We start from the raw sequence: 24269 nt of genomic DNA, 5'->3' as shown, positions 1-24269 counted from the left end.
GAAAGGAGGGGCCATAGGATGAATCGTTTTTTGCAGAAAATGAAAGAAGGAGCGTCCAAGGCATCTGAGAAAGCCCAAAATGTGGTGGAGTTAAATCGGATTCAATCCCAAATTGAATCACTCCGCAAAGAATGGGAGCAGAATACATATGAGATAGGCTGCCTGGCCTATGAAGCATATAAAACGAATGAACTTTCGGGACTAGAGCATCAGCTAGCCGCGCTTGCCCGTGTCAATGCGCGTGTAGAACAGGATATCGAACAATTGGAATGGAAAAGGTGCGAGCTGCGTCACGAGAAGCGATGTGATTGTGGTGAGATTGCGCCATGGACGGCCAATTACTGTGCAAAGTGCGGCACCAAGCTGCCTGATCCGCCGAGCATGGGAGAAGAGACTGCGGCCGCCTATGAGCCGCAGGGTAAAGTGACAGAATTGCGGCCATTTGAGTATAAGGATGGTCAGTATGCACATCCGGAACATGATGATGCAGAGGATGCTTTCCATTCAGTAGTGGATGAGGAAAAGTATCCTCGTTATGCCGTGCCTCAGCAAACAGATGCGTTTGAAGATGAGGATGCGTATGCATTTGACGAGGAACAGTTTCTGCTTCCACGCTCCCAGCATCGTCAACATACGGTGACTGATTCCTTGCATAAGTCGGCTGTGCCTAATGCTTACGATGGCCATATTGGCACGAAGCGCTTTGAAGCTGGTCCTGAACCATTGCCAGAAGCTAAACCCTGTACAGCATGCGGCTCATTTGCACCTCTAGAGGCGAAGTGGTGTGAGCGCTGCGGCTCTCCATTTGTATAAACGGGTATTCCAAGCTTATTTATAGGATAAGTAATTTGCCGCTGAAGCTCTATCCAAGTCACATGATTGTGGATTGGATGGAGCTTCAGCGGTTTATTTATATTTATATGCAAGGGACCAGGTAGGGGGTTGCCACTTTGTTGTTCAAGACATCATCTTATATATGCTGGGCTATGAGTTGGAACAGCAGAATAGTGGGAAGGTTAGAGAATAATGAAGTCCAAGATTTATTCGGTTAGAACCTTATTGTTAATAATAATCGACAATTGAGCATAATTTCACTAGATGTTCACTACATTGCAAATAAGTACCTGCAACGGTTTGCTGTTCCTGTCGTAAGGGATAGTATACACAGAACAGCGTTTATGATAAAGCGAAGAAGGATACATTAACCTTTGCATAGAGCGAACACTTGGCTGTCTGAAATTGTGCACGAGGAGGGATTAGGATGAAAGAATGCATCATCCATTTTGATTTACAAGCACGTAACGGTGAGATAGAAAAGCTTCGCGGTCTCGTTATGATTGAGGAGGGGAAGAAACCTACTGCTGCACAAATACTGGACATGTTGGATATGATGGGCTATAAGGCATCGATAGCAGACGAAGATCATTATGTATTCGCTCCTGCCGGCGGCAGCAGCACATTCGACAAGATTGTAGTCAAGAAGATGGATGCTGGAGAAGAATCATTTACACCTGATCCATTCTTAAAAGCGATCGCTGAATCGATGATGGAGAAAAATAGACGGTTTCTCTAACTTAGATATAATGGGATATATATGAAGACAAAAGACCGTTGCTCGCACAGAGGTATGGACAAGCCATGCTGCTCTAAGCGAGGACGGTCTTTATTGTTTAAGCAAATGATATCTAAACGTTAACGAATTCGGATTCGTTAAGCATAGAAGTACAGCTTGGGCAGCGTGTTGCGGCCTTTGGAATCTCGGAAACACAGTATGGGCAGGCTTTGGTTGTAGGCTCTGCGACGACTTCCTCTTTATCTCTCTTGCGGTGCATGACATTTATAGCTTTAACCATGACGAAAATAGACAGGGCAATAATAATAAAGTCAATAATCGTGCTGACAAAGGAGCCGTAGGCAATGACAGCGGCACCTTGCTGTTGTGCTTGTGCCAATGATGTAATTGCAGATCCGTCTGGCATAAGTTTGCCATCCATTTGCCAGAATAAGTCCTTAAAGTTAACCCCGCCAAGCATATATCCGATAGGCGGCATGACCAGATCGTTAACGATCGAGGTGACGATCTTGTTAAAGGCACCGCCGATAATGACACCGACTGCCAAGTCGATCACATTGCCACGCAGCGCAAATTGCTTAAATTCTTGCGCCAGTGTTCTTACTTTTGATTCTCCCACTTTCTTATCCTCGCTTTCTAATGTGTACATGATTACATTACACCTTGCCGACTATTTTGAATCGACATAAGGTGCATATATGTTCAGCTTCCCTGGATGTATACAAGCAGTGAAGGGCGTTGTCCCGATCCGTTCTCCATCTCCGATAGATACGATAGACTGTGAAGACTCCACGTCAATGATGGATCCGCGCTTCATGGCTACATAACGCAGCTTGACATGCTTACCTGAAAATACGGTAGGAAGTAGTCGTATGAAGGTAAACCGGCTGCAGTTATGGACGATACAAATATCAAGCTTGCCGTCGTCTGCTCTGGCTGCGGGACATATTCGAATTCCGCCACCATAGCTGTTGACATTGGAAATAGCGGTTAGCCACACGTTGCGATACTGCGATTTCTCGCCATCAATGTTTATTTCAACATTGGTAGGACGGTAAGTAAAGAGCATATGGATGATGCCAATTAAATACGCGACAGGTCCTATTTTTAGGAGGTTGCACCAGCGTTTATAGACGCTTCGATTGACGATATCGGCCACTGCGGCATCGAAGCCGTTGGCAATAGCTGTTAGAGTCCATCTGTCATGAGCCTTGATGAGGTCAATCAAGCGTCGCTCTCCAGCAAGCATTACTTCAAGCGCGCCAATTGGTTCGGATGGTATGCCGAAACCTCTTGCGGTATCGTTTCCCGATCCTGCCGGAATAATACCTAGTGTCGCATGAGCTCCTGCCAGCAGCGGGAGCATGCGGTGGATGGTTCCATCTCCTCCAATTACAATTACATCAGCGTATGGGTAGGTGACCAAGTGAGCTTTAACCTGTTCTTCTGCTTGCTCCGGGGTAGTAGACACACATGCTGCATAAGGGATGCCAAGCTTTCTGTATCTCGGCTCAATGTCTGCCCATACGTGTTGGCCATTGCCATTGCCTGCGTGTCGATTAATGACAAACAAATTCAACGTCCATCTCTCCCATGATAGCCTAATCTGTCGTCCTTTATAAGATTGCTGCAGAACTGCTTTCCTATTATAGCATTCATCATTTTCTTGCCAACCCTTTTTAGATAAAACAACAATAATCATGAAACATTTGCCAAATTCGGTCCGTATTATCAGGAGACAGACAAGTGAAATCGCATACCATTTAGAATGAGTAGAATTCCAATCCTTAGGCGGAGGTCATGAGATGTCCATGTTTAATCGCTTGTTAGCAAGTGTAGGGATCGGTAATGCCAAGGTAGATACGCTTCTTGAGCACGTACGTTATGCGCCGGGTGATCAAGTGAAAGGTGTCGTCAAAATAGTAGGCGGGCAAGTGGCGCAGCAGGTAGATGGGATTAGATTAACGTTGATGACACAATATCTGAAGGAAAGCAATGATCATAAGCATTGGGTAAATTGCGAATTAGCACGATATCGTGTGAGTGAGGCGTTTAGTCTTCAGCCTAATGAAGAGCGTGATTTTCCGGTTCTTATCACACTGCCCCAGCAGACGCCGCTTACCATCGGCAATGCACCGGTCTGGTTGAAGACGGAGCTGGATATCGCAAGCGCAGTTGATCCATCTGATCAAGATCGAATTGAGATTGTGCCTAGCGTTGAACAAAGTATTGTTATAGATGCTTTGAATCGACTTGGCTTTCGCCTCCGCAAGGCTGAATGCGAATATGCGCCGCGTCTGGGCAGCGTATCCCCATTTGTGCAGGAATTCGAGTTTGTACCGACATCTTATTTTCGGGGTGAGCTTGATGAACTGGAAGTCATCTTTTACCCGACTGAGCATCAATTGGAACTGCTGCTTCAGATTGATCGCCGAGCACGCGGTTTGGGCGGCTGGTTGTCAGAAGCGATGGATTCGGATGAGACTTTTGTCCGATATCGCTTGAGCAGGGACGAATGGAGAAGGCTTGGCGCGGAAAAGGTATCGACACAGTTGGCTGAGCTTATTCGTAAATATGTATAAATTCAATAAAAAGCGGCCCAAGCGTGAATGCTGGGCCGCTTTTATTGGGTTTGTTGCAAAATGCTGCAAAGGGATGAGGCTGTTGTTTGTTATTTGTCGCCGCGATCCGTATGTTTGCGCGGATGATTCTGTTTCGGCGCTGGCATATCTTCGTCCGCCTTGGCTACGAGCCGGACGTCGGTCTTGCCGTCATGGTGATTATCATAAATAAATTGCGTTAGCTCCCACTCCGTCGCGCCGAGCTGCGGGTCAGAAGGATAATGCTGACCACGATGCAGCACTTCTTCTCGACCCCATTCATTTGTGTAGATGCCATCGACTTCCACTTGCTCGCGAGAGACCGGATTCATGCGATCACGTTCTTTTGACATAGGGGCTAGGCTCCTTCCTGATATGGGTTAACCGCCTAAGCATAACGTTCCCAAGAAGAAGTCTGACTATCCTTCGTATGTTCTAAGTCGTGTGATATCGGGCTTCCAGCTTCTTGCCGCCAAACCACAGCAGTGCGAAGACCGCGATGGCGAGTGCAATGCGCCATGGCTGGTGAATAAAGCCTTGCCAGTCATGACCGATAAAAGCCATCATAAAGATCATCAATGATTTACCGGCGAGTACGGCGATCATAAACGTACGGAACTGAAGCGTGCTGAGACCGGCCGCTACATTAATCAAGGATGACGGTGTGAATGGGAAGCAAAGCAGGACAAAGATTGGGGTAAAGCCTTTTGTTTCGATCCAGTGAAAGAAGCGTTTGGTACCTGGCATTTTACGCTGGACGTATGCGTTGAATCGGCCCCCAAACAAGCGTGCAATCCAGAATATAGCAAAGGAACCTGCACAGACTCCGATCCAGGAATATAAAAAGCCAAGCCATAGCCCATACGCTGCCGCATTAGCCATCACAAACACGATGAGCGGCAGGAAAGGTAAGAATGCTTCCAGAAAGGGAAGCATAATTCCTGGAATCGGCCCTAAATTAGAATATTGTTTCAACCATAGTTCCACTTGATTCATATCTATATGTTTTAACGTTGTGATGACTTGTTGCAACCAATCCCACATGGTTAGTATTCATCCTCTCCCAGACAATACGACTGTTCCTGATCTTGCGCTAATGTTCAGCGAACCAACGCGATGGGAACAGTAAATAGACAATCGCAATTATGCCGAATAATCCTGCACTAAGCCAGACGACTGTGGCTGCCGAGAATTTGTCGGCTAGAACACCGCCAATGACAGGGCCAATCAAGACTCCAATTCCTTCTACCGTTGACAGCAGACTCCAGCCCAACCCTTTCTGACCAGGCGGCACATAAAGAGCCAGCAGTGCGTTCCATGCAGGCAGTACCGCGGCGTAAGAGACGCCCAATATTACAGCAAGCAGGTAAGCCATCCATACGGCAGGCTGCAGTGACAATGAGGCTAGCGTTAAGGCAAATATGCCAAACCCAATAATTAGAAATGGCTTGCGTCCAAGACGATCAGACCACTTACCCATTGGTACCAATCCTAGCACTGTACAGCCGCCCCCTATAAGAAGTAGTACCGAGTACTGCTTGTTAGACAACGATAGGGAGGCCTCCGCAAAGGTCGGGAGTATGGGTACAAGCATACTCGCGCCAAGCGTCTGCAGAATCATGCCTGGAAGTAACGGTTTAATGGCGCGCAATCTCTCCTTGAGTGCAATCCATTGTTCATGGAAAGGGACTGGTGTCGTAGGTGCTCCCGTCTGTCTGCCACCTGGAACAGCAAAGCTGATGAGCCAAGCAAGGCCAGCTAGGACAAGCAGCAATGTAAATGCCAGCTCAGGTTTGTAGTCAAGAATGACATTTAACACAACTGGACCTGCCCCCATACCGACCAGCCATATCGTATACAGGAAACCCATCTGAGCGGCACGCTGTTCTTCCTTTACTTTGGTAAGACAGACAATCCATACAGGGGAGATACCAACACCATAAAGTGCGGCAGCCAAGATGAATACCCAATTCCATTCTCCCCAAGCAAAAAGTCCGATCCCGATCAAGGATATAAGCAAGCCTATATTAATGATCAAACGAGCAGACCAACGATCAAGTAAGTACCCAATACCTGTCTTTAACACTGTATCTGTCAAATAATGGGCTGTAATAGCGATGCCTATAATGGCCAGGCTGTTGTGAAGTTCATTTTTACCGTATATGGGGATAAAGCTGACGATTGCTGCACCGCGAACAAATTCAACAAGGAATAAGATTACGGATAACAGAATGATGTCAGTCCCCAAGCCTAATGCGCGAATGGATTTCAATGCAGGTCGCTCCTTTAATGCCGACTTCTCGTTCCCCTGTCTTATCCAAGATTGAGAACTGTACCCATTATATCGTGCAGTACAAGCCAATTCCAATGGGATTCTTGTTAACGGCATGTTAAACATTTGTATGGGCCGCAGTGCTGTCAGTGCGTTATGACGACGGGTGTCTATCTCTATCCTTCAATAAGATAAGCAGGCAGGCAGTAAATGCTGCTCCAGCCATAATCTTGGGTGGCGCCATCTTCTAACGTGCGAATTGCCTGCCAATACCACAACAATATCCAGTTCGGGCACGATATAAATCATCTGTCCGCCGTGACCCAGTGCACAAAAGGCATCGTATCCTTGCAAACGATGTGACCATCCTTGATAGCCGTAATTTCCGTAGGCATCCATGCCTGCATGATGGCTGCGCATTGTTTCTTTTATCCATTCGGAGGGTATTACGTACAGAGCGTCTGTGCTGTTGCTTACATTGTTGTCACGTATGATTCCCTTATCCAGCATTAATTGCCCGATTTTTAGCATATCTCTACCTGAAAGATGAAGCCCGATATGACCAGATGCATCCCCATCGGGAGACAGTGCCCAGCGGTAGTTGATGATCCCAAGAGGCCCGAACAAATGCCGTTCCGCATATTGATCTGCGCGCATACCAGTTATACGTGTTAACAATACAGATAATAGATGGGAATCAATACTTCGATACTGAAAATGATTCATGAATTCAGCATGTACTGGCAAACGAAGAGCAAAGCGAGTCCAACTTGCACTATTGTGAAAACGATGAATCCATTGTTCGCCAAGCTTAGGACCGGTCTGCCAGTGGAGGCCGCTTGTCATCGTGAGCAGATGATAAAGAGAAATACTGCTCCATAGAGGGTCATTTTTGTTGCTTTGTGGAAGTTCTGCTTCGAAATAGGGCTTAATTGATTCTTCGAGTGCGGGCATCAGCCCATGGCTTGATGCGATGCCAACAAGTATGCCGACCACAGTCTTCGTTGCGGAACGAAGATCATGAAGCGATGTCTCGTCACAGTCAGCGTACACCTCGCATATGGTTTCTCCCTGACGGGCTAGTAGAAAGCAGCGCAGATTGGGATGCAGCTTATAAAGCGCTGTGATTGCTGTTTCTAGTCGTTTGTGATGGACTCTTTTTTTTTCGGGGACAGGAGTAATCCAGCACTTTTTATTGGTCAAGTCAGACGAGGTATTGCATATGGTCATAAGAGAGGATTCACTCCTTTGAAGTTGGTGAACGCAACTGCACATTATTTTTTTAAAGGCGATAAGTTAAAGAATCGAAACAAAATGCTTGTCCTGTAAAGAAAAATGGAGCTGATGTGGTTAGTATGCCCAATAAACAGATGTACAAGTAAAGATTGTGTGTTTTTGTTGCTCTGGGGAATATGATATAATAGGAACTATTATGCAGTGAATTCCAGCGTTACAAGCGAGTCCGAAGTCCGTTAGTTCTCCGTTGCGGAGCATGATCTACAACGCTTTGGGAGGGAATTTTCATGGCTACAAAAGGTCACAACGAAGTGAAAGAGAGCTTGTTGGAGATGACGCGGATCTTCCGACCTAAGAATCCTAGGAAATTCGTAAAGGAATATATCCGGAAATATCGGATTATGGGAGGCTATGAAGACGAATTAACTCAGCTTGTAGAGTTGGAGCTTGGCAAGATTGACAGCAGTGTGTCATAACGGAAATTTTTCAGATGACATCTGATATATAACTTATTGAACAAGGCGTCCCTTTAAGGGATGCCTTGTTTGCATATGAGCGTATAAGCTGAGCATAGAGCTGCAGGGTGATCTTAAATGCGACATATGCTATGTAGTGTTATGACTGCATCATCACACGTCATAAGTATCTGCTGTCATATAAAAGATCAGCGCGGAATAAGTCTACTAGAAGTGCGTCAATGAGCATGCAAATACGCCTGCGGACAAATTGGGGGAGCGACTATGTTGGAGCTTAAAAACGCGGAGCAGATTGCGAAAATACAGGCCGCCGGTCGATTGGCCGCAAGATGCCATCGTGAGGTGGCTTCTCGTTTGGCACCCGGGGTCACAACTAAAGAGATCGATGCATTTGTAGAGAAATGGCTGCTGCGAGAAGGAGGGTATCCTTACCAGAAAGGCTACAATGGCTTCCCATACTCAATCTGTGCTTCTCGTAATGACATCGTATGCCACGGATTTCCTACATCCATACCGCTGCTTTCAGGGGATATCGTAACGATAGATCTTGTCGTTCAATATAAAGGCTGGTTGGCAGACCTTGCTTGGACTTATAACATTGGGCGCGTCCGCCCGGAAGTGAAGGCTCTTGTTCGTCATACGTTAAAGGCGCTGCGATTAGGGATGGAGAAAGCTCGTCCTGGCGGCCGAGTTGGTGATATTTCGAACGCGATTGGCACGTACGGGCGGTTGAGCGGTTACGGGGTGGTCCAGACCTTGGTCGGCCACGGTATTGGCAGACAGCTTCATGAAGCACCAGAGGTGCCTAATGAGGGCAGTGTCGGAACCGGAGATGTGCTCGAAGACGGGCTGGTGATTACCTTGGAACCGATATTCACGATGGGTGGAAATGATGATGTATGGCTTGGGCGTGATGGTTGGACAGTTCGAACGATGAATGGCCAGTGGGCAGCTCACTTTGAGCATACAATAGCGGTAACCAAGCAGGGCCCGCGTATACTAACAACAGCAGTGAGCCCTTTGGCACAAGTTAGTGGGTTCAGCTCGCGACGCTTGCGTCTGTAATTACCTAGGGAGCGTGCATTGAGGTTCAGTGACCGTCAACCTAATAGGGGGTGGCGGTCACTGGGTCATAAGTGTGAATGTTCATTTGACCGTTTCTCAGCACACAATCTATTGCATATAGCGGCTAATGATCTGTTTTAAAGAAACTACATAGGGCTCAAGGGATTCTTGTGGATACACCTTCATCGCAAGTGCGCTTATATGATTGAAGAAATCTGCATTTGCACTAATATAAACTTGTTTAACAGCAGGAAGTTTTTCCCTGACAGCAGTAGCGACGGTTTGCTTGAATTCATGCGAGAGATGCTCGCTATGTGCTTCGGAGGTAGTTTGACTGCTTGGGTTCACGATCTGGGGAACAGGTTGATCCAATCGCTGTTCTGCAAGCTTGCTTGGATCGGAGACATTGGTATCCCGCTGTTCGCGCGCAGAGTGCCCGCCCACGCCTTTGGTACCAAGCCCAGTGGCATCGAGGGTCAAGGCGACATATGCATTGTGATTCAGATCGATGACATAAGCCAGCGCTACTCCGCTTACCTGACTTACATGATTGCTTGCTGCTTTAGCAACTCTTGCAGGGGGCTCAGACGACGTATGGGCCGATGCCTTGTACTTGTTATCTTTTAAAGGTGTTTCCCCCATCATATTGCCATGGAGATCGTTATACGAAGGATGATTGGAAATGCGATAATCTCTTGTTGTGCGGTCGGCATAATTGGATGCCAGATCTTTGGTTGACTTGCCGCCGTTTTCATTATAAGAATGGCAGCCTGACAGTAAGGTCATACACGTGACGAAGGAGAATATGACAATATTGTGAACGAGGGAGTTTCTTTTCCATGATTTAACTTTAAATAGTTGATCAAAATGTGAATTCACGTCTGTACACTCCTTTCGATGTGGCTCTATTTTTCCGAAAAAGGATGGAACATATGCAACACTTGGAATTTGTAACATCTAGATAAGCGGTAAAACGACACAATTATTAGGGTTTCGACACTACTTATAGAGGTGTGAACGATAAACTGTAAACGCTTACAAACGTTGATTTGACGCGAAAAAACGGACTTTTCGAACAATTTGTGAACTAGGCGGGAAACATTGACAAATAAAATTATGGAAATTATATTTAGGTGAGTGATTGTGTTTATTGACAGGATTAAGACATCCGTGCTAGAGCCGGTGACTCACCTTTTATGGACCGATATGAATCTGAGGGGCCTTCTGCAAAGGATTTCCAAGGATCTGACTCGGCCAAGCAGACTCCTCCACACAGCATATCGGGCGTATGTTCGCTCACCATGAACGTCATTTGTGCGTTAGGGTGTGCTGAGGAGTTGGAAAGGGCATGAGATGTGATAATCTGCGAAAACGTAAAAAGTGGGGTTGATCAATGATGAAACGGTGGCATGCTGTGAAACGACTCCTTCCGCTATTCGCTGGGCTCGTCTTGCTCTTGAGTGCTTGCGGTCGTGCGGATCTGTCCGCTCTCAACCCGCAAGGTCCTGTTGCGGAGAAGCAGTTCGGGCTCATGCAGTTGTCCATTATAATTATGATGCTGGTCGTCATAGTTGTATTCGCCATCTGCTTTTATGTCGTTGTGCGCTACCGTAGAAAACCGGGGCAGAACGATATTCCGAAGCAAGTAGAAGGTAGTCACAAGCTCGAAATCATTTGGACAGTAATACCGATCATTCTTCTTATCATCCTGGCTGTTCCGACGCTTAAGTATGTATTCGCTTTCGCAGAGGATTACAGCAAAGACAAGGAAGCCATCAAGGTTAATGTCACCTCTCATCAATATTGGTGGGAATTCGAATACCCTGAATTGGGTGTTCGTACGGCACAGGATCTGGTTATACCTGTAGGCAAGAAGATTGCGATTAACCTGAAGACTCAAGATGTGCTTCATTCCTTCTGGGTACCGGCACTTGCGGGCAAGATGGATACGAACCCTGAGGGAAACAAGAATAAGATGTTCTTCGAAACAGCGAAGGAGAATGTATACCGCGGCAAGTGCGCCGAGCTATGCGGACCTTCCCATGCGTTTATGGATTTCAAAGTGAAAGCTGTAAGCGAAGCGACGTTCACTGCTTGGGTTAGCGAGATGAAGGCTGAGCCGAAGCCGTTCGTTGGTGACGCGGCTGTCGGGGAAAAGTTCAAAACAAGCTGCTTGTCCTGCCATGCTGTCGAGAACGCGGGTTCGTTGGGGCCGAACCTGAAGGGGATCGGGAGCCGTGAATCGGTGGGGGGAATATTGCTAAACCGCGACAACGCGGAAGAAGCGATCGACCAAGGCAAATTGGAGAAGAATCTGCATGATTGGATTGAAGATCCGGACAAGTTGAAGCCGGGCAACAAGATGCATAAGATTCCGCTGACGGATACTGAACTTGATCAGATCGTCGATTACTTGGCGAACTACAAGCTGGATTCATTAAAGACAGTTAACAAGCAATAAAGTGAACAATAAGCATCTTCTAGGGGAGGGTAACGACCTTGGCTCACACGGCACACACAGTGAAGCGGTATCGCGGCTTAATGGATTGGCTGACGACGGTCGACCATAAGAAGATCGGTGTCTTGTATCTCATTGCCGGCGCACTATTCTTCGGCATTGGCGGTATTGAAGCGATTCTGATTCGGATACAGTTGATTAAACCTATGAATGATTTCGTTGATCCGCAGACTTTTAACGAATTAATCACCATGCACGGAACCACGATGATCTTTCTCGGCGTCATGCCGATTATATTTGCATTAATGAATGCAATCGTCCCGCTGCAGATCGGCGCGCGTGACGTAGCATTCCCTTTCCTGAACTCCCTCGGCTTCTGGACGTTTTTCTTCGGCGGCTTGCTCTTGAACTTGAGCTGGCTGATCGGTGGAGTACCAGACGCAGGATGGACTTCGTACGTTCCACTTTCAAGTACCGAGTACAGCCCGCATCACGGGGTAGACTTCTACACACTAGGACTTCAGATATCCGGTATTGGTACACTTATCGGGGGTATCAACTTCCTCGCTACGATTATTAATATGAGGGCGCCAGGCATGTCCTTCATGCGGATGCCGATGTTCACTTGGGCATCATTTATCACTTCCGCATTGATCCTGTTTGCGTTCCCCGCAGTAACAGTCGGGCTTGTCTTACTGACGTTTGATCGCCTGTTCGGCGGCAACTTCTTCTATATTCCGAATGGCGGCAGCATTGTACTGTGGCAGCATATCTTCTGGATATTTGGTCATCCCGAAGTGTACATCTTGATATTGCCAGCGTTTGGTATTATCTCTGATGTCATTAGCACATTCTCTCGCAAGCGCTTGTTTGGATACAGCTCGATGGTATTTGCGACAGTGCTTATCGGGTTTCTGGGCTTCATGGTATGGGCTCACCACATGTTTACGGTTGGTCTGGGGCCAGTTGCAAATGCCTTGTTCTCTATCGCTACAATGTTGATTGCCGTTCCAACTGGAATCAAGATATTTAACTGGTTGTTTACAATGTGGGGCGGTTCCATCAAGTTTACAGCTGCCAATTTGTATGCGGTCGGCTTTATCCCGACATTTGTAATGGGGGGCGTTACAGGTGTAATGTTGGCGTCAGCACCTGCGGACTTCCAGTTCCATGACACCTATTTTGTTGTAGCCCATTTCCATTACGTAATTGTGGGTGGTCTAGTGTTAGGCTTGTTCTCTGGTCTTCACTATTGGTGGCCGAAGATGTTCGGACGCGTACTTGCGGAAGGCTTGGGGAAAGCTACATTCTGGATGTTCTATATTGGCTTCCAATTAACGTTCTTTGTTCAGCATTTCCTAGGTCTGATAGGTATGCCTCGCCGTGTCGTTACTTACTTGCCGAATCAAGGCTTTGACACGATGAACCTGATTAGTACAATCGGTGCCATCATGATGGGTATTGGCGTATTGATGTTCTTGTATAACATTGTTATTACAAGTCGTAAGCCTGCTAATGCTTCGAACGATCCTTGGGAAGATGGACGTACACTGGAGTGGACAATTCCGTCACCTGCCCCAGAGTACAACTTCAAGCAGACTCCACTTGTACGTGGTTATGATGCTTGGTGGAAAGAGAAAATGGACGGCAATACGGAGATGAAGCCTGCTGAACCAATTGGTTCGATCCATATGCCATCACCATCGATTTTACCGTTCTTTATGTCCATAGGTTTGTTTATTGCTGGCTTAGGCTTTATGTTTGCAAAAGATGAGTTTGGAAGCGGCGTAGTCGGCTTCTTATTTAACAACTACATCATTTCTGGCTTAGGCCTGTTGATTACATTTGGCTGCATGTTCTTGCGCTCGGTAATTGATGACCACGGTTATCATATTGAGAAGGAAGAGCTGGAGGATAAGGGGGTTAAAGCATGAGCGCATCTGCACACCACGCAGAAGAGCACTGGCCTCACGAACCGGAGAAGGCAACGTTAGAAGGCCGCAACAAAGTGCTTGGCTTCTGGCTGTTCCTTGGCGGAGAGGCGGTATTGTTCGGTACGCTATTTGCTACGTTCCTGGCCCTCCGCGATCAAGTTGGAGACGGTCCTACGGCTGCAGAGTTGTTTAAGCTTCCGATGGTCGCAGCAGCAACTATGATCTTGTTGGTAAGTTCGTTGACGAGTGTATTTGCGGTTCAGGCTCTGCATCGTAAAGATGTAAAGGCGATGCTGAACTGGCTGATCGTAACGGTTATTCTCGGCTTCGGTTTCCTCGCTCTGGAAATTTATGAGTTTGTAGAATATATACATGAAGGTCATACCTTTACAACTAGTGCTTTTAGTAGTGCATTTTACACCTTAGTTGGTTTCCATGGTGCCCACGTTGCGTTCGGGGTTTCTTGGATTACGATTCTAATTGTGCAAATTTACAAAAAGGGACTCAACTTCGTCACAGCGCCTAAAATCTATGTTTCTGCGATTTATTGGCACTTTATCGACGTGGTGTGGGTATTCATCTTTACCGTCGTATATTTAATGGGAAAGGTGGGCTAACAGATGGCAACACAACAACTCACTTCGGACGACACGAAGCGTCGTCATAAGCACGAGGGGCCGCAGAAGCATATTATTGCGTTTATTTTCTCAATTGTGCTGACGTTGATTGCCTTTGCAACGGTTGGTGCGGCTGGTGAAGTTAACCCTACATTTACCATTATTATCTTGCTTGTAATGGCAGTCCTGCAAGTCATTATCCAGATGGGCTACTGGATGCATATGAAAGACAAAGGTCATATGCTTCCCATTGTCTTTATGTTTATAGGTGCTTTTATCGCATTTACGTGCATTGTAATGGGCATATACTGGGTATGGTGGCCTTAACATTGTCAAAGAATGAGAGGTGACGCAGCGGCGTCGCCTCTTTTTCCATAAGAGGGTAAAATGTGGCGAAAGTATGACAGCAGGGTAGTAAGGGAAGGGGGCGCAGCATGTTTGGCTTGGAGCAGTTCACTTTTGCGGATCTATGGAGTCCGTTGATTCTGGTTGCAGCCGTACTTATCATCATTTTGTATTTAGGGTTAACGGGCCCATTTCGGTCTCGATTCGAGAGATCTGAACCAGTAGGGGTTTGGAAGAAATTCATGTTTATTATTGGTATTGTGCTGCTGTATCTTGTACAGGGGGGACCGATAAACGTTATGAGTCATATGATGTTTACGTTTCATATGGTGATGATGTCGGTTTCTTATATCATTGTGCCCCCGCTTCTTATGTTAGGGATGCCAAGCTGGATGTGGCGTTATTTGCTGGATCGTCCAGTTATGCGCAAGCTCAAGTGGGCGATGCACCCGATTCTGACTGCCCTGCTGTTTAATGTCCTGTTCTCGTTTTATCACGTTCCGGCTGTCCACGACTATGTGATGCTGAATTATGGTGTCCACGTTATTTATTACATCGCCTTGTTTATTACTTCGGTCATGATGTGGTGGCCGATCGTTACACCCGTTCCTGAATGGGTGATCTTAACCGACGTCAAGAAGATGGGGTATATCTTTTTGAATGGCATGTTGATTACACCGGCTTGTGCTTTAATTATATTTGCGGATACCCCGTTATACTCGACTTACACGGATCCTGATACTTGGGCGCAGGCGATGGGCTACTGTGTCGCTGGTGACCCCAAGGCGCTGTTGGCTGCATTTGGAGGGCCGCAGTTCTTTAACTGGTTCGATGGAGCTGAAGATCAGCAATTAGGCGGTATCTTAATGAAGATGGTTCAAGAACTGATGTATGGCGCTATTTTAGCCTATGTGTTCTCACAATGGTTCCGCAGAGAGGGCAAGGATGATGATGATGTCGTAGAATCGACACTGGAAGGCCATTTCAACCAAGCATAATCCGTTATAATATTAGGATGACAGGTTCAAGCTATAGTTGCAGCTGTGCTGCTTAAGCGCGTCTCTTTTGCTCAAGGAGAATGCCTATTAGCTCTGTTGGACAACCTCTATAAGGGAAGGTGCGGACATCCGTGGATATTTTCAACATTATGCCGACGATCAGCACAGCATTTATCGTCATCAGCGCCGTGTTGGTTGCAATCGGCTGGAGTCAAATCATTAAAGGGAAACGTGAACAGCATAAACGCACGATGACAATGGCGGCAATTGCAGCTATTATCTTTTTTGTTATATATGCGTCGCGAACAATCTTTGTCGGAAATACAGCATGGGGTGGGCCTGATAACTTGAAGACGATTTATTTGGTCTTCTTGTTATTCCATATCGTATTGGCGACAGTGGCCGCAGTATTTGGCTTAACAACGTTGTATACGGGCTATAAAGCCAAGTACAGCAAGCATCGGAAGTTGGGTAGAGTGACATCTGTTATCTGGTTTATTACGGCGATTACAGGTGCAACTGTGTATGTATTGCTTTACATTTTATACCCAGGTGGGCATACAAAGCCGGTAATCGACGCGATCTTAGGCTGGTAACCGCGTAAGAGTGCTCTATCTGCAAGAATGAGGCATAAGACATTCTAACGAAATAGATAGCTCAGCGAGTAAAGCCCGTCAGGCTGATTCCATCATGGAACAAGCCTGGCGGGCTTTACTTGTAGATCAGGATGTCTAGCAACCAGCGTGGAACGTATCGCATGAGGCTCCAAATTCTAGGTGTGAGTTAAAAAGCTATCAAGGCGATGTATGGAACCTAATGGTATCACCCACGCGAATGAGTCCTGGTGTCTTAACAGATGCATACACACCAAAATGGATTGCATTTTGGCGTGCCACATGTTTGAGAATATGGGGGGTAATTAATCCGCTTAACGGTTCTACGTTAATGATAGAACAACGTGGACAATCGCCTGTCACCTGGATTACGGTTTCGCCCACAAGGAATTGGTGATCCCGCCATGAGCCTTCCAAATAGGCCGCTGCGTCTGTAGTTGTCAGACGAAGGTGTAGGTTCGGTCGGAAGCGTCTTATATCGATGGGCGCACCATATAGAGAGCTTAAAGCGGCTAAGCTGTGGCTGGTCGTTAACAGCAAGTCGCCGTCTTCGATGGCCCCCTTGGGAACGTACCCATTAGGCGCCTCCCAGCGCAGCAGCTTGATGCCGGCTAGCTGCTCCAGTTCAGCAAGCCATTCCTCGTCTTCCCATCGGTAAGCTCTTTCATCAGGCGTATAAATAGTGATCTCTGGCCAATCCCCAGGATGGCTGGCATCGATCCGCTGCTCAGCTCGATAAGCTGCAAGCTGCGGTACTTGTGTGATCGTAACAAATCGATCTGGATTGTCCGCACGAACGAGACCTCTGGCTCGGTCACCGTATAAGCCATAAGATTCGATCTGAGCTTCTCGCAGCAACTGTCCCGTCATAGACTTTACGGGATGCACGTACATTTCCTCAACAATCCCTATGATTTCAGACATAAACACCATCCTTCTTTGTAAGGATCTAGACCCTAAAAGGGATTATATGCAGTTGTGCTTCCAACCCTATCATACAAAAGCATGTACCTTATTTTCCACGAAAAAGAAATTTTAAACCATACATTTCCTTAAAATGTATTGACATCAATTGGATAAGGTCATTATACTGTATATAAAGATATACACAGTAATCACAGTGATCATGGAGCAAGATCACATCACATACTTAGTACTCCATCATGCGGGAACGATTTTGGATCAGACATCTGATGGCATAATCGTGAAGATAATAGAGATAAAGCGAGGGTGTGCTTATGAGAGGGAAACGATGGAAAGATGCATGGATGCTTTGTAAGCGGGACTTTCAAAGGTATTGGATAGGATTATTATTTACGTTTTTATTTGCCGCTTATATGGCAGTATGCACACTACCGATGCTAGGGGCTAACTTGAGTAAGGAGGATGATTCAGTAGCCATACGATGTTTGCTGGATTTTATTAGTCTGGTGATGATAGGCAATCTGGGGTTCGTCTTTAACCGAAGAGGACGCAGATACTTGGCTGACGACTCGCACAGGAAGCATATCGTAAAGTTGAGAACCTTGCCGGTGGAGCTTAAAACGATAATCCTGTCACGTTTTATGCATCTTAGTATTGCAACGTTGCTAAACGGAACGATTTATTTTTTAATACAATATGTGTTTATGCGGGATTTAAGGGAAGTGCTCCCTGTAGGTAATTATCTTGTATATGTATTGGCCTTGATGACGTGTGCTGTACTCATTCACATGTTCTACATCGGCTTCGAATGGAGTGTAAGTGGAAAGGGTTATATGATTGTTGTTCTCCTAATGATGATCGGATATTTGCTGATTTCCATATGTGTGTCCTTTACGGGAAAAAGCCTGGTGGTCATGCTGATCCAAAGTTCGAACCAATACGCGCTTGCTGTTGGCGTCATCTCGGTTGCCGTGCTTATCCAGACCTATACGTATAGCGGGAAAATTCTGCTTGGTCTGCTTAAACGAAAAGATCTGATGTAAGTTTAGGCGTGATCTGCGAAAAAATGGTGTAACAGAGATAGTGAGGTTAAGACAATAGAGCACGCCAGAGCACGTTATTGTTTAAATACAATCCATTGATTTTAATAGATAGCGCTACATAGGCAGGAGGTGAGACAGACCGTGTTTATGCCCATCCAAGTAAACGAGAACAGCGCAGAACCTCTTTATGCACAGATCAAGAATCAGCTAAGGGCTCTTATCCTTTCTGGGCAGCTCGAAGTGGGTACATTGCTGCCTTCAATTCGCGAGTTCGCCAGCCAATTAAAGTGCAGTGTGATTACCGTAAGACGTGTATATCAAGATCTGGAGATTGAGGGGCTTTTGCGAACAAGACAGGGAACAGGGACCTTTGTAGCCCATGTGCAGGAGGATGACAAAGACAAATTTCGTAAGAAAGCTGTCGAAGAAGCCATTTTGGCAGCTATACAAGCAGCACAGCAAGTTCAAATGAGCGAGTCAGAACTGCGCGCGTGCTTTGACGAGATGATCATGCGAACATGGGATGTTTCCAGCAGAGGCAGACCAAAGGAAACCACAGAGGAATGACGTGGGCTAGAGGAACCCGATAAATGGTTGTGAGGAGGAGACAACGTGGCTCAACCGCCAGTTATTCAACTGAAAAGTATGGTGAAGCAACGGGATACGCTGACGATCGGTCCGCTTGACTTCGAAATCCCACAGGGCTGCGTGACAGCCATCGTAGGTATGAACGGATCGGGTAAAAGTACGCTGATGGGAGCCTTGATGGGATTCATTCACCTTGATGGGGGAGAGATGCACATCGAAGGGGAGCGTTATAACATTGAAAATGACATCGCCTGGAAGCAAAAAATAGGTTATGTGCCTGAACTGCCTAGTTCTGAGGATGATGATCAGACACCTGATAAACTGGCAACACTTGCTGCCTACTGGTATGACAAGTGGGACTGGAACCTTTACCATAAACTGATGGCCAAGTATGAGATTAGTCCTCGTATGAAGCTAAGCAAGATGTCCAAAGGTATGCGGCGCAAGTTCGAGATCGTGCTCGTTTTGTCCTATCGGCCAGAGGTTCTGCTATTGGATGAGCCGACGTCTGGGCTTGATCCGATATCTTGGCGGCTGCTGATAGAGGATCTGCAGCACGTGATGGAGGATGGAAAACACACGATTGTAATTGCTACTCATGTGATCGAGGAAGTGAAGCGACTGGCAGATTACATTCTGTTTATGCATAAGGGTCAGTTGCTGACACTAGCTGAAAAAGACGAGTTGTTTGACGCATGGAAGGAATATTGGATCGAAGGTTTGGATGTGGGTGACCTAGAGGGAGCCCCAGGTGTGTCATGGATAGAGCAGGAGTGGCAAGTAGTACGGGTAATCTCGAATGATGCGGTTCAATTGGAAGCTTATTTCGGAGATCATGGTATCAGCCCCATACGAACACAGGCTATGCCATTGGATGAAATGATGATTCACATGATACGAATGGAAGATGAGAGGAGAGGGCGTTTATCATGAAGACTTTGGAATTAGATCAGGTGGTTAAGCAGTACGGAGATAAGACTGCGGTTAATGGTGTGAGCTTTGATGTAGAAGAGGGGGAGATCTACGGCTTACTTGGTGCGAATGGCGCTGGAAAGACAACCACGATGCGGATGGTTCTAAGCCTCATTTATCCAGACGGAGGCAGTATTAAATATAACGGCAAGCCTTACTATAAAGGGCTGGAGCAGATCTTTGGTTATCTTCCTGAGGAGCGGGGGCTGTACCCGAAGGTTAAGGTTAGTGAGCAGCTGCTCTACTTGGCGCAACTTCGTGGAATGGCGCGCAAAGATGCGGACAAGAGCTTAAAATATTGGCTTGAACGGTTTAACGTGCCGGAGAACTATAACAAAAAGATAGAAGAATTATCCAAGGGGAACCAACAGAAGATCGGCTTTATTGCTTCGATCTTGCATAACCCTAAGATTGTCATCATGGATGAAGCGTTCAGTGGTCTGGATCCAGTTAACGTTGAGTTGATGAAGGAGACGGTGAAGGAACTGCGCGATAATGGTACGAGTATTTTGTTCTCTACACACCGAATGGAGCATGTTGAAGAGTTGTGCCGCAACATCTCGATTTTGCAGAAGGGAAATGCGGTTATTCAAGGCAATTTGCGTGAGCTGAAAAGCAAATATCCACGTGAGAAAGTCGTGCTTCGCACAGTAGGTGCAGTCGAAGGACTGGAGCAAATAACAGGTGTAAGCGAAGTGACGCGGACAGAAGAAGGGTACTTTATTCGAATTGCAGATGAGTCCGCCGGTCAGCATATTTTGCAAGCTGCAATGAGCCAGACGGAAGTGAAGCAATTTGAAATAAAAGAACCGACGTTAAACGAAATCTTCATTAAAGTGGTTGGAGGCGAGTCGAATGCGTAATCTGGGAACGGTTATTGGCTTTACATTACGTACTAAAATGATGACTAAGGCGTTTATCGTAACAACGATCATATTGGCGCTCATTATGACTATCGGTGTAAACGTACCTTATCTCATCTCGTTGTTCTCAAAAGATGAGCCGATGAAGATTGGCGTAATGCAGGGCAATTATCCGGTCATTGAGCAATCGCTGGAAAAATCAATGGCAGAACAAAAAAACAAGGATCTGATGCTGGTTTCTTATCCAAATACAACAGAAGCGCAATTAAAGAAAGATATTGAAGCTGGAAATATCGATGGCTACCTGAAGCTGGAGAAGCAGGGTGAGGGTGCAACAGAGCAGTTCCCGAAAGTTATTTTTACAGGTACAGACAGCTTGGGTATGTCCAAAGAAAATGTGCTTATGAGCACGTTAACGCTATTAAAAACTAAATGGGTAGCTAAAGGTGCTTTATCAGAGGAACAATTTAGACAATTAAATGAACCTGTATCGTTTGAATCTGTGAAAGTGCAGGCTGATGGTGAAAGCAAGGACCCGGAAAAAGAAGACGCGAACAAAGGCGTATCTGCGATGGTAGTTATGGTGCTGATTGTCCTATTCTTTATGACCAATCAGATGACAGGCAATATGATCGCATCTGAAGTGACGCAGGAGAAAAGCTCGCGGATTATGGAAATTCTGATTACGAGTGTGTCGCCATTAGCTCAGATGTTCGGCAAAATTATTGGCATGTTCTTGTTAGGATTAATTCAGATCGTAGTATTCCTTGTGGTTGTGTTGGCTAACTTGATGCTGCCGCACAACATTGAGCCACTAAAGGATATGAACTTTGATATTTCAATGATTGATCCTGCTGTTGTTGGTTTGGGCTTGTTGTTATATGTACTTGGTTATTTCTTGTACGCTACCTTATATGCAGCTGTAGGCTCTATCGTAAGCCGCACGGAAGACTTGGGGCAGGCTATTATGCCTATTGCCTTGTTATCGATGGTTGCTTTCTATATTCCGATTTTCAGTATTTCCGCACCGAACACGATGCTGGTTAAAGTGGCTTCCTACATTCCGTTCTTTACCCCTACAACGATGCTGCTGCGAATTGGTGTCGGTGAATATGCTTGGTGGGAATTGGCCGTGTCAATAGCGATCCTACTTGTATCTGTCTTGTTGTTTGGTTACTTGGCAGCGAAGATCTATCGCACGGGCGTGTTGATGTATGGCAAACGTCCGAGCTGGAAAGAAATCCGCAAAGCGATGAAGGCATACAAGATCTAACACATATCTAACTTCTTACAAGGAGGAAGGAAGCATGAAGAATGCACGCTTGAAGTTAATTTCAGCAACGCTGGCGGCCGTTATGGCCGTCAGCGCTCCAGTTACTGCAATGGCAGCGAATGGTCAGGTGCAAGGTTCTGTCTGGTACAAGGCGGGAGTAGACGCCCTAGTAACAAAAGGGATTCTGGACAAAGGAACAGCGCTGACGACTGCAGTATCTGTTCAAGATTTTGTACGATATGTCGTTCAATCACAGACTTACCTGCATGGCACAGATACCATGAAGATAGCTCTTGCAAACGGATGGGTGAAGGAAGGCGAGTGGTCTCAGACTTCGGTTGCGCTGAAACGTGGAGAGATGGCACGTATTTTGGTGCGCGCCCTTGGCAAGGAACAGGGAGAACTAAGCTTGACTGATTATGCGGCTAGTGCGAAAAAGCTTGGTCTCATTACAGGCTATCAGGATGGCAGCTTGCAGGAAGACCGTCAGGTGACAGTACGGGAAGCAGCGGCAGCGCTTGGCAATCTAGGAAAGCTGCGCATGGCAGGGATTAGCAATCAGGGCGTACCGCAAATATCTGTTGAAGACTTTATGCGCAGTCCGGGTAACTTTGCTTATCAGATGTCCCCGGACGGCAATTACATCTCTTATGTGGCACCTTGGGAAAACCGTGCCAATGTGTATGTGAAGAAGATGGATGGTTCCAGTGAGCCTGTGCGTGTTACCAGTTCGAAGGATCGTGATATTGCGGGCTTCTTCTGGAAAGGCGATCATATTTTGTACTTAAAGGATAAGGGCGGCGACGAGAACTTTCATTTGTATGCTTCGGCCTTTAACGGCAATGAGGAACGAGATCTAACACCTTATGACAAGGTAAGAGTGGGCCTTGTTAGTTCATTGTCTAGTGTAAAGGAAGAAATTTTGATTACGATGAATAAAGAAGATGCCAAAGTGTCAGACGTCTACAAACTGAATGTAAAGACAGGGGAGACAAAGTTGGTCGCCAAGAACCCAGGGGCCATTCAGCTGTGGCTTGCCGACAAGGATGGCAAGATCCGACTAGCACTTGCAAGTGATGGCGTTGTCAGCTCCCTTTTATATCGGGATAATGAAGAGCAGCAATTCCGTACACTGCTCTCGCTGAAAGCGGGAGATTCGATCAGTCCAGTTGCTTTCTCAGCAGACGGTAAATTTATCTACGCTGCTTCTAATCAAGGACGAGATAAAGTAGCACTCGTGAAATTGGATCTGAACGGCAAAGAACAAGTACTGTATGAACATCCAGAGGTGGATATATCCAGCGCATTATATGATTCCAAAACGGATAAGATTCAAGCGGTCACTTATGTTACGGATAAGGCTCATATTCAATTTTACGATGATAAGCTTGAAGCTTTGTACACCAAGTTGGAAAGCAAGCTTGGTGCAAGCCGGGGCGAGGTCAACATTAATGATTATAACGAAGACATGACTAAGCTGATTGTTACGGTATCTAACGATAAAACGTTTGGCAGATATTATTATTACGATGCCGCATCGGATAAAATGACACAGCTTGCAAACCTGAGCGATTGGCTAAAGCCAGATCAATTGTCGGATGTACAGCCGATTTCATTTAAGAGCCGAGACGGATTGACGATTCACGGGTATTTGACGCTGCCCAAAAATAAGAAGCCTGAAAATCTCCCGCTGATTGTCAATCCGCACGGTGGACCTTGGATGCGCGACATGTGGGGCTTTAATCCAGAGGTGCAATTACTTGCTAATCGCGGTTATGCCGTGCTTCAAGTCAACTTCCGTTCTTCTATCGGATATGGCAAAGCATTTGTGGACGCTGGTGACAAGCAATGGGGCTTAAATATTCAAAATGATATTACTGACGGTGTACAGTGGGCGATCAAGCAAGGGATTGCCGATAAAAAGCGTGTTGGCATCTATGGTGCTTCGTTTGGGGGCTACGCTACACTAGCGGGAATTACGTTTACGCCTGAACTTTATGCTGCAGCAGTTGATTATGTAGGGGTGTCAAATATCTTTACATTGTTGGAGACACTACCTCCGTACTGGGAGACATTACGCAACATGTTCTACACACGTGTTGGCGATCCTGTCAAGGATAAGGAGTTGTTAACGTCGGTGTCCCCTGTATTCCATGCTGACAAAATTGTTACGCCGCTCTTTGTAGCACAAGGGGCTAATGACCCACGTGTAAATAAAGCGGAATCGGATCAGATTGTTGCTGCACTTAAGAAGCGTGGAGTGGCTGTGGAGTACATGGTGAAGGATAATGAAGGCCACGGCTTTAATAACGAAGAGAACAAGTTCGAGTTCTACAATGCCATGATCAAGTTCCTGGATAAGCATTTGAAAAAATAAAATAGACAGTATTTAGATCGAGGACCGATTTAATGGAAGTT

25 protein-coding genes are annotated in these 24269 nt (G+C 46.3%); 17 read left to right on the top strand and 8 right to left on the bottom strand.

Annotated elements, in window-relative coordinates:
* Positions 1 to 18: 18 nt before the first annotated feature.
* Together QP775_RS18615 and QP775_RS18610 are read left to right on the top strand one after the other, a co-directional pair.
* Complete coding sequence (locus QP775_RS18615; RefSeq protein WP_239329467.1) at positions 19 to 813, top strand: zinc ribbon domain-containing protein; 795 nt, start codon at positions 19 to 21, stop codon at positions 811 to 813.
* Between the two features lie 448 nt (positions 814 to 1261).
* Positions 1262 to 1573 (top strand): dipeptidyl aminopeptidase, encoded by a 312-nt coding sequence (locus tag QP775_RS18610; RefSeq protein WP_285108288.1) that lies wholly within the window; start codon positions 1262 to 1264, stop codon positions 1571 to 1573.
* 112 nt (positions 1574 to 1685) lie between these two features.
* Here the strand turns inward: QP775_RS18610 and mscL are convergent, their stop codons facing one another.
* Both mscL and QP775_RS18600 read right to left on the bottom strand, forming a co-directional pair.
* Positions 1686 to 2222 carry a large conductance mechanosensitive channel protein MscL gene (gene mscL / locus QP775_RS18605; protein ID WP_239329465.1) on the bottom strand — a complete coding sequence of 179 codons (537 nt, stop codon included), beginning with the start codon at positions 2220 to 2222 and terminating at the stop codon, positions 1686 to 1688.
* 21 nt (positions 2223 to 2243) lie between these two features.
* The gene (locus QP775_RS18600; protein ID WP_285108285.1) at positions 2244 to 3152 is read right to left on the bottom strand and encodes a diacylglycerol/lipid kinase family protein; all 909 of its coding nucleotides are present in this window, start codon (positions 3150 to 3152) and stop codon (positions 2244 to 2246) included.
* A gap of 226 nt (positions 3153 to 3378) precedes the next feature.
* On the opposite strand from QP775_RS18600, the gene QP775_RS18595 reads away from it, so the two are divergent.
* Complete coding sequence (locus QP775_RS18595; protein ID WP_285108283.1) at positions 3379 to 4155, top strand: sporulation protein; 777 nt, start codon at positions 3379 to 3381, stop codon at positions 4153 to 4155.
* 89 nt (positions 4156 to 4244) lie between these two features.
* Here QP775_RS18595 and QP775_RS18590 read toward each other — a convergent pair whose 3' ends face one another.
* The 4 genes from QP775_RS18590 to QP775_RS18575 form a co-directional block, all read right to left on the bottom strand.
* A complete protein-coding gene (locus QP775_RS18590) occupies positions 4245 to 4526 on the bottom strand; it encodes a transposase (protein WP_239329462.1) in 282 nt (93 codons plus the stop codon).
* A gap of 82 nt (positions 4527 to 4608) precedes the next feature.
* Positions 4609 to 5217, bottom strand: coding sequence for a TVP38/TMEM64 family protein (locus QP775_RS18585; RefSeq protein WP_239329461.1), 609 nt, complete (start codon positions 5215 to 5217; stop codon positions 4609 to 4611).
* 49 nt (positions 5218 to 5266) lie between these two features.
* Entirely contained in the window at positions 5267 to 6445 is a 1179-nt protein-coding gene (locus QP775_RS18580) for an MFS transporter (protein ID WP_285108280.1), read from the bottom strand.
* A 183-nt stretch (positions 6446 to 6628) separates the two neighbouring features.
* Positions 6629 to 7675 carry a serine hydrolase domain-containing protein gene (locus QP775_RS18575; RefSeq protein ID WP_285108277.1) on the bottom strand — a complete coding sequence of 349 codons (1047 nt, stop codon included), beginning with the start codon at positions 7673 to 7675 and terminating at the stop codon, positions 6629 to 6631.
* A 293-nt stretch (positions 7676 to 7968) separates the two neighbouring features.
* On the opposite strand from QP775_RS18575, the gene QP775_RS18570 reads away from it, so the two are divergent.
* Together QP775_RS18570 and map are read left to right on the top strand one after the other, a co-directional pair.
* Positions 7969 to 8157, top strand: coding sequence for a hypothetical protein (locus QP775_RS18570; RefSeq protein WP_028544733.1), 189 nt, complete (start codon positions 7969 to 7971; stop codon positions 8155 to 8157).
* A 264-nt stretch (positions 8158 to 8421) separates the two neighbouring features.
* On the top strand, positions 8422 to 9222 hold the full coding sequence (gene map, locus QP775_RS18565; protein ID WP_239329457.1) for a type I methionyl aminopeptidase: 801 nt from the start codon (positions 8422 to 8424) through the stop codon (positions 9220 to 9222).
* 108 nt (positions 9223 to 9330) lie between these two features.
* On the opposite strand, the gene QP775_RS18560 is transcribed toward map, so the two are convergent.
* The gene (locus QP775_RS18560; protein ID WP_285108273.1) at positions 9331 to 10101 is read right to left on the bottom strand and encodes a hypothetical protein; all 771 of its coding nucleotides are present in this window, start codon (positions 10099 to 10101) and stop codon (positions 9331 to 9333) included.
* Between the two features lie 514 nt (positions 10102 to 10615).
* Between QP775_RS18560 and coxB the strand changes: the two genes are divergently transcribed.
* The 6 genes from coxB to QP775_RS18530 all read left to right on the top strand — a co-directional run bounded on the left by coxB (position 10616) and on the right by QP775_RS18530 (position 16170).
* Positions 10616 to 11683: a cytochrome c oxidase subunit II gene (gene coxB, locus QP775_RS18555; protein WP_239329454.1), complete on the top strand. Its 1068-nt coding sequence runs from the start codon at positions 10616 to 10618 to the stop codon at positions 11681 to 11683.
* Between the two features lie 80 nt (positions 11684 to 11763).
* On the top strand, positions 11764 to 13614 hold the full coding sequence (gene ctaD, locus QP775_RS18550; protein ID WP_239329843.1) for a cytochrome c oxidase subunit I: 1851 nt from the start codon (positions 11764 to 11766) through the stop codon (positions 13612 to 13614).
* The gene (locus tag QP775_RS18545; RefSeq protein ID WP_239329453.1) at positions 13611 to 14231 is read left to right on the top strand and encodes a cytochrome (ubi)quinol oxidase subunit III; all 621 of its coding nucleotides are present in this window, start codon (positions 13611 to 13613) and stop codon (positions 14229 to 14231) included. The genes ctaD and QP775_RS18545 overlap by 4 nt, the downstream gene beginning before the upstream one ends.
* Before the next feature lie 3 nt (positions 14232 to 14234).
* Positions 14235 to 14558 carry a cytochrome C oxidase subunit IV family protein gene (locus QP775_RS18540; protein WP_285108270.1) on the top strand — a complete coding sequence of 108 codons (324 nt, stop codon included), beginning with the start codon at positions 14235 to 14237 and terminating at the stop codon, positions 14556 to 14558.
* Between the two features lie 107 nt (positions 14559 to 14665).
* Complete coding sequence (gene ctaG, locus QP775_RS18535) at positions 14666 to 15574, top strand: cytochrome c oxidase assembly factor CtaG (protein ID WP_285108268.1); 909 nt, start codon at positions 14666 to 14668, stop codon at positions 15572 to 15574.
* A gap of 131 nt (positions 15575 to 15705) precedes the next feature.
* On the top strand, positions 15706 to 16170 hold the full coding sequence (locus QP775_RS18530) for a DUF420 domain-containing protein (protein WP_028544726.1): 465 nt from the start codon (positions 15706 to 15708) through the stop codon (positions 16168 to 16170).
* 198 nt (positions 16171 to 16368) lie between these two features.
* Here QP775_RS18530 and QP775_RS18525 read toward each other — a convergent pair whose 3' ends face one another.
* Positions 16369 to 17112: an MOSC domain-containing protein gene (locus tag QP775_RS18525; RefSeq protein WP_239329449.1), complete on the bottom strand. Its 744-nt coding sequence runs from the start codon at positions 17110 to 17112 to the stop codon at positions 16369 to 16371.
* Between the two features lie 314 nt (positions 17113 to 17426).
* Here QP775_RS18525 and QP775_RS18520 point away from each other — a divergent pair, with 314 nt between their 5' ends.
* From QP775_RS18520 to QP775_RS18495, 6 genes are all read left to right on the top strand, one after another.
* Positions 17427 to 18155, top strand: a complete 729-nt coding sequence (locus QP775_RS18520) for a hypothetical protein (RefSeq protein WP_285108263.1) — start codon at positions 17427 to 17429, stop codon at positions 18153 to 18155.
* Between the two features lie 147 nt (positions 18156 to 18302).
* On the top strand, positions 18303 to 18722 hold the full coding sequence (locus tag QP775_RS18515) for a GntR family transcriptional regulator (protein ID WP_483312030.1): 420 nt from the start codon (positions 18303 to 18305) through the stop codon (positions 18720 to 18722).
* A 45-nt stretch (positions 18723 to 18767) separates the two neighbouring features.
* Positions 18768 to 19676, top strand: a complete 909-nt coding sequence (locus QP775_RS18510; protein WP_239329444.1) for an ATP-binding cassette domain-containing protein — start codon at positions 18768 to 18770, stop codon at positions 19674 to 19676.
* Positions 19673 to 20578, top strand: coding sequence for an ABC transporter ATP-binding protein (locus QP775_RS18505; RefSeq protein ID WP_285108259.1), 906 nt, complete (start codon positions 19673 to 19675; stop codon positions 20576 to 20578). The genes QP775_RS18510 and QP775_RS18505 overlap by 4 nt, the downstream gene beginning before the upstream one ends.
* Positions 20571 to 21851: an ABC transporter permease gene (locus tag QP775_RS18500; protein WP_239329442.1), complete on the top strand. Its 1281-nt coding sequence runs from the start codon at positions 20571 to 20573 to the stop codon at positions 21849 to 21851. Before QP775_RS18505 ends, QP775_RS18500 begins: the two co-directional genes overlap by 8 nt.
* Positions 21852 to 21885: 34 nt before the next feature.
* Entirely contained in the window at positions 21886 to 24228 is a 2343-nt protein-coding gene (locus tag QP775_RS18495) for a S9 family peptidase (protein ID WP_285108256.1), read from the top strand.
* The last annotated feature ends 41 nt before the right edge of the window (positions 24229 to 24269 follow it).

This window comes from Paenibacillus sp. UMB4589-SE434 (assembly GCF_030226685.1).
Classification (GTDB): domain Bacteria; phylum Bacillota; class Bacilli; order Paenibacillales; family Paenibacillaceae; genus Paenibacillus_B.
This window is presented reverse-complemented; position numbering and strand designations above follow the sequence as displayed.

Coding starts and splice junctions, on each gene's coding strand:
- QP775_RS18615 (WP_239329467.1), top strand. CDS start 19: ATGAATCGTTTTTTGCAGAAAATGAAAGAAGGAGCGTCCAAGGCATCT.
- QP775_RS18610 (WP_285108288.1), top strand. CDS start 1,262: ATGAAAGAATGCATCATCCATTTTGATTTACAAGCACGTAACGGTGAG.
- mscL (WP_239329465.1), bottom strand. CDS start 2,222: ATGTACACATTAGAAAGCGAGGATAAGAAAGTGGGAGAATCAAAAGTA.
- QP775_RS18595 (WP_285108283.1), top strand. CDS start 3,379: ATGTCCATGTTTAATCGCTTGTTAGCAAGTGTAGGGATCGGTAATGCC.
- QP775_RS18590 (WP_239329462.1), bottom strand. CDS start 4,526: ATGTCAAAAGAACGTGATCGCATGAATCCGGTCTCTCGCGAGCAAGTG.
- QP775_RS18585 (WP_239329461.1), bottom strand. CDS start 5,217: ATGTGGGATTGGTTGCAACAAGTCATCACAACGTTAAAACATATAGAT.
- QP775_RS18575 (WP_285108277.1), bottom strand. CDS start 7,675: ATGACCATATGCAATACCTCGTCTGACTTGACCAATAAAAAGTGCTGG.
- QP775_RS18570 (WP_028544733.1), top strand. CDS start 7,969: ATGGCTACAAAAGGTCACAACGAAGTGAAAGAGAGCTTGTTGGAGATG.
- map (WP_239329457.1), top strand. CDS start 8,422: ATGTTGGAGCTTAAAAACGCGGAGCAGATTGCGAAAATACAGGCCGCC.
- coxB (WP_239329454.1), top strand. CDS start 10,616: ATGATGAAACGGTGGCATGCTGTGAAACGACTCCTTCCGCTATTCGCT.
- ctaD (WP_239329843.1), top strand. CDS start 11,764: ATGGATTGGCTGACGACGGTCGACCATAAGAAGATCGGTGTCTTGTAT.
- QP775_RS18545 (WP_239329453.1), top strand. CDS start 13,611: ATGAGCGCATCTGCACACCACGCAGAAGAGCACTGGCCTCACGAACCG.
- QP775_RS18540 (WP_285108270.1), top strand. CDS start 14,235: ATGGCAACACAACAACTCACTTCGGACGACACGAAGCGTCGTCATAAG.
- ctaG (WP_285108268.1), top strand. CDS start 14,666: ATGTTTGGCTTGGAGCAGTTCACTTTTGCGGATCTATGGAGTCCGTTG.
- QP775_RS18525 (WP_239329449.1), bottom strand. CDS start 17,112: ATGTCTGAAATCATAGGGATTGTTGAGGAAATGTACGTGCATCCCGTA.
- QP775_RS18520 (WP_285108263.1), top strand. CDS start 17,427: ATGAGAGGGAAACGATGGAAAGATGCATGGATGCTTTGTAAGCGGGAC.
- QP775_RS18515 (WP_483312030.1), top strand. CDS start 18,303: ATGCCCATCCAAGTAAACGAGAACAGCGCAGAACCTCTTTATGCACAG.
- QP775_RS18505 (WP_285108259.1), top strand. CDS start 19,673: ATGAAGACTTTGGAATTAGATCAGGTGGTTAAGCAGTACGGAGATAAG.
- QP775_RS18500 (WP_239329442.1), top strand. CDS start 20,571: ATGCGTAATCTGGGAACGGTTATTGGCTTTACATTACGTACTAAAATG.
- QP775_RS18495 (WP_285108256.1), top strand. CDS start 21,886: ATGAAGAATGCACGCTTGAAGTTAATTTCAGCAACGCTGGCGGCCGTT.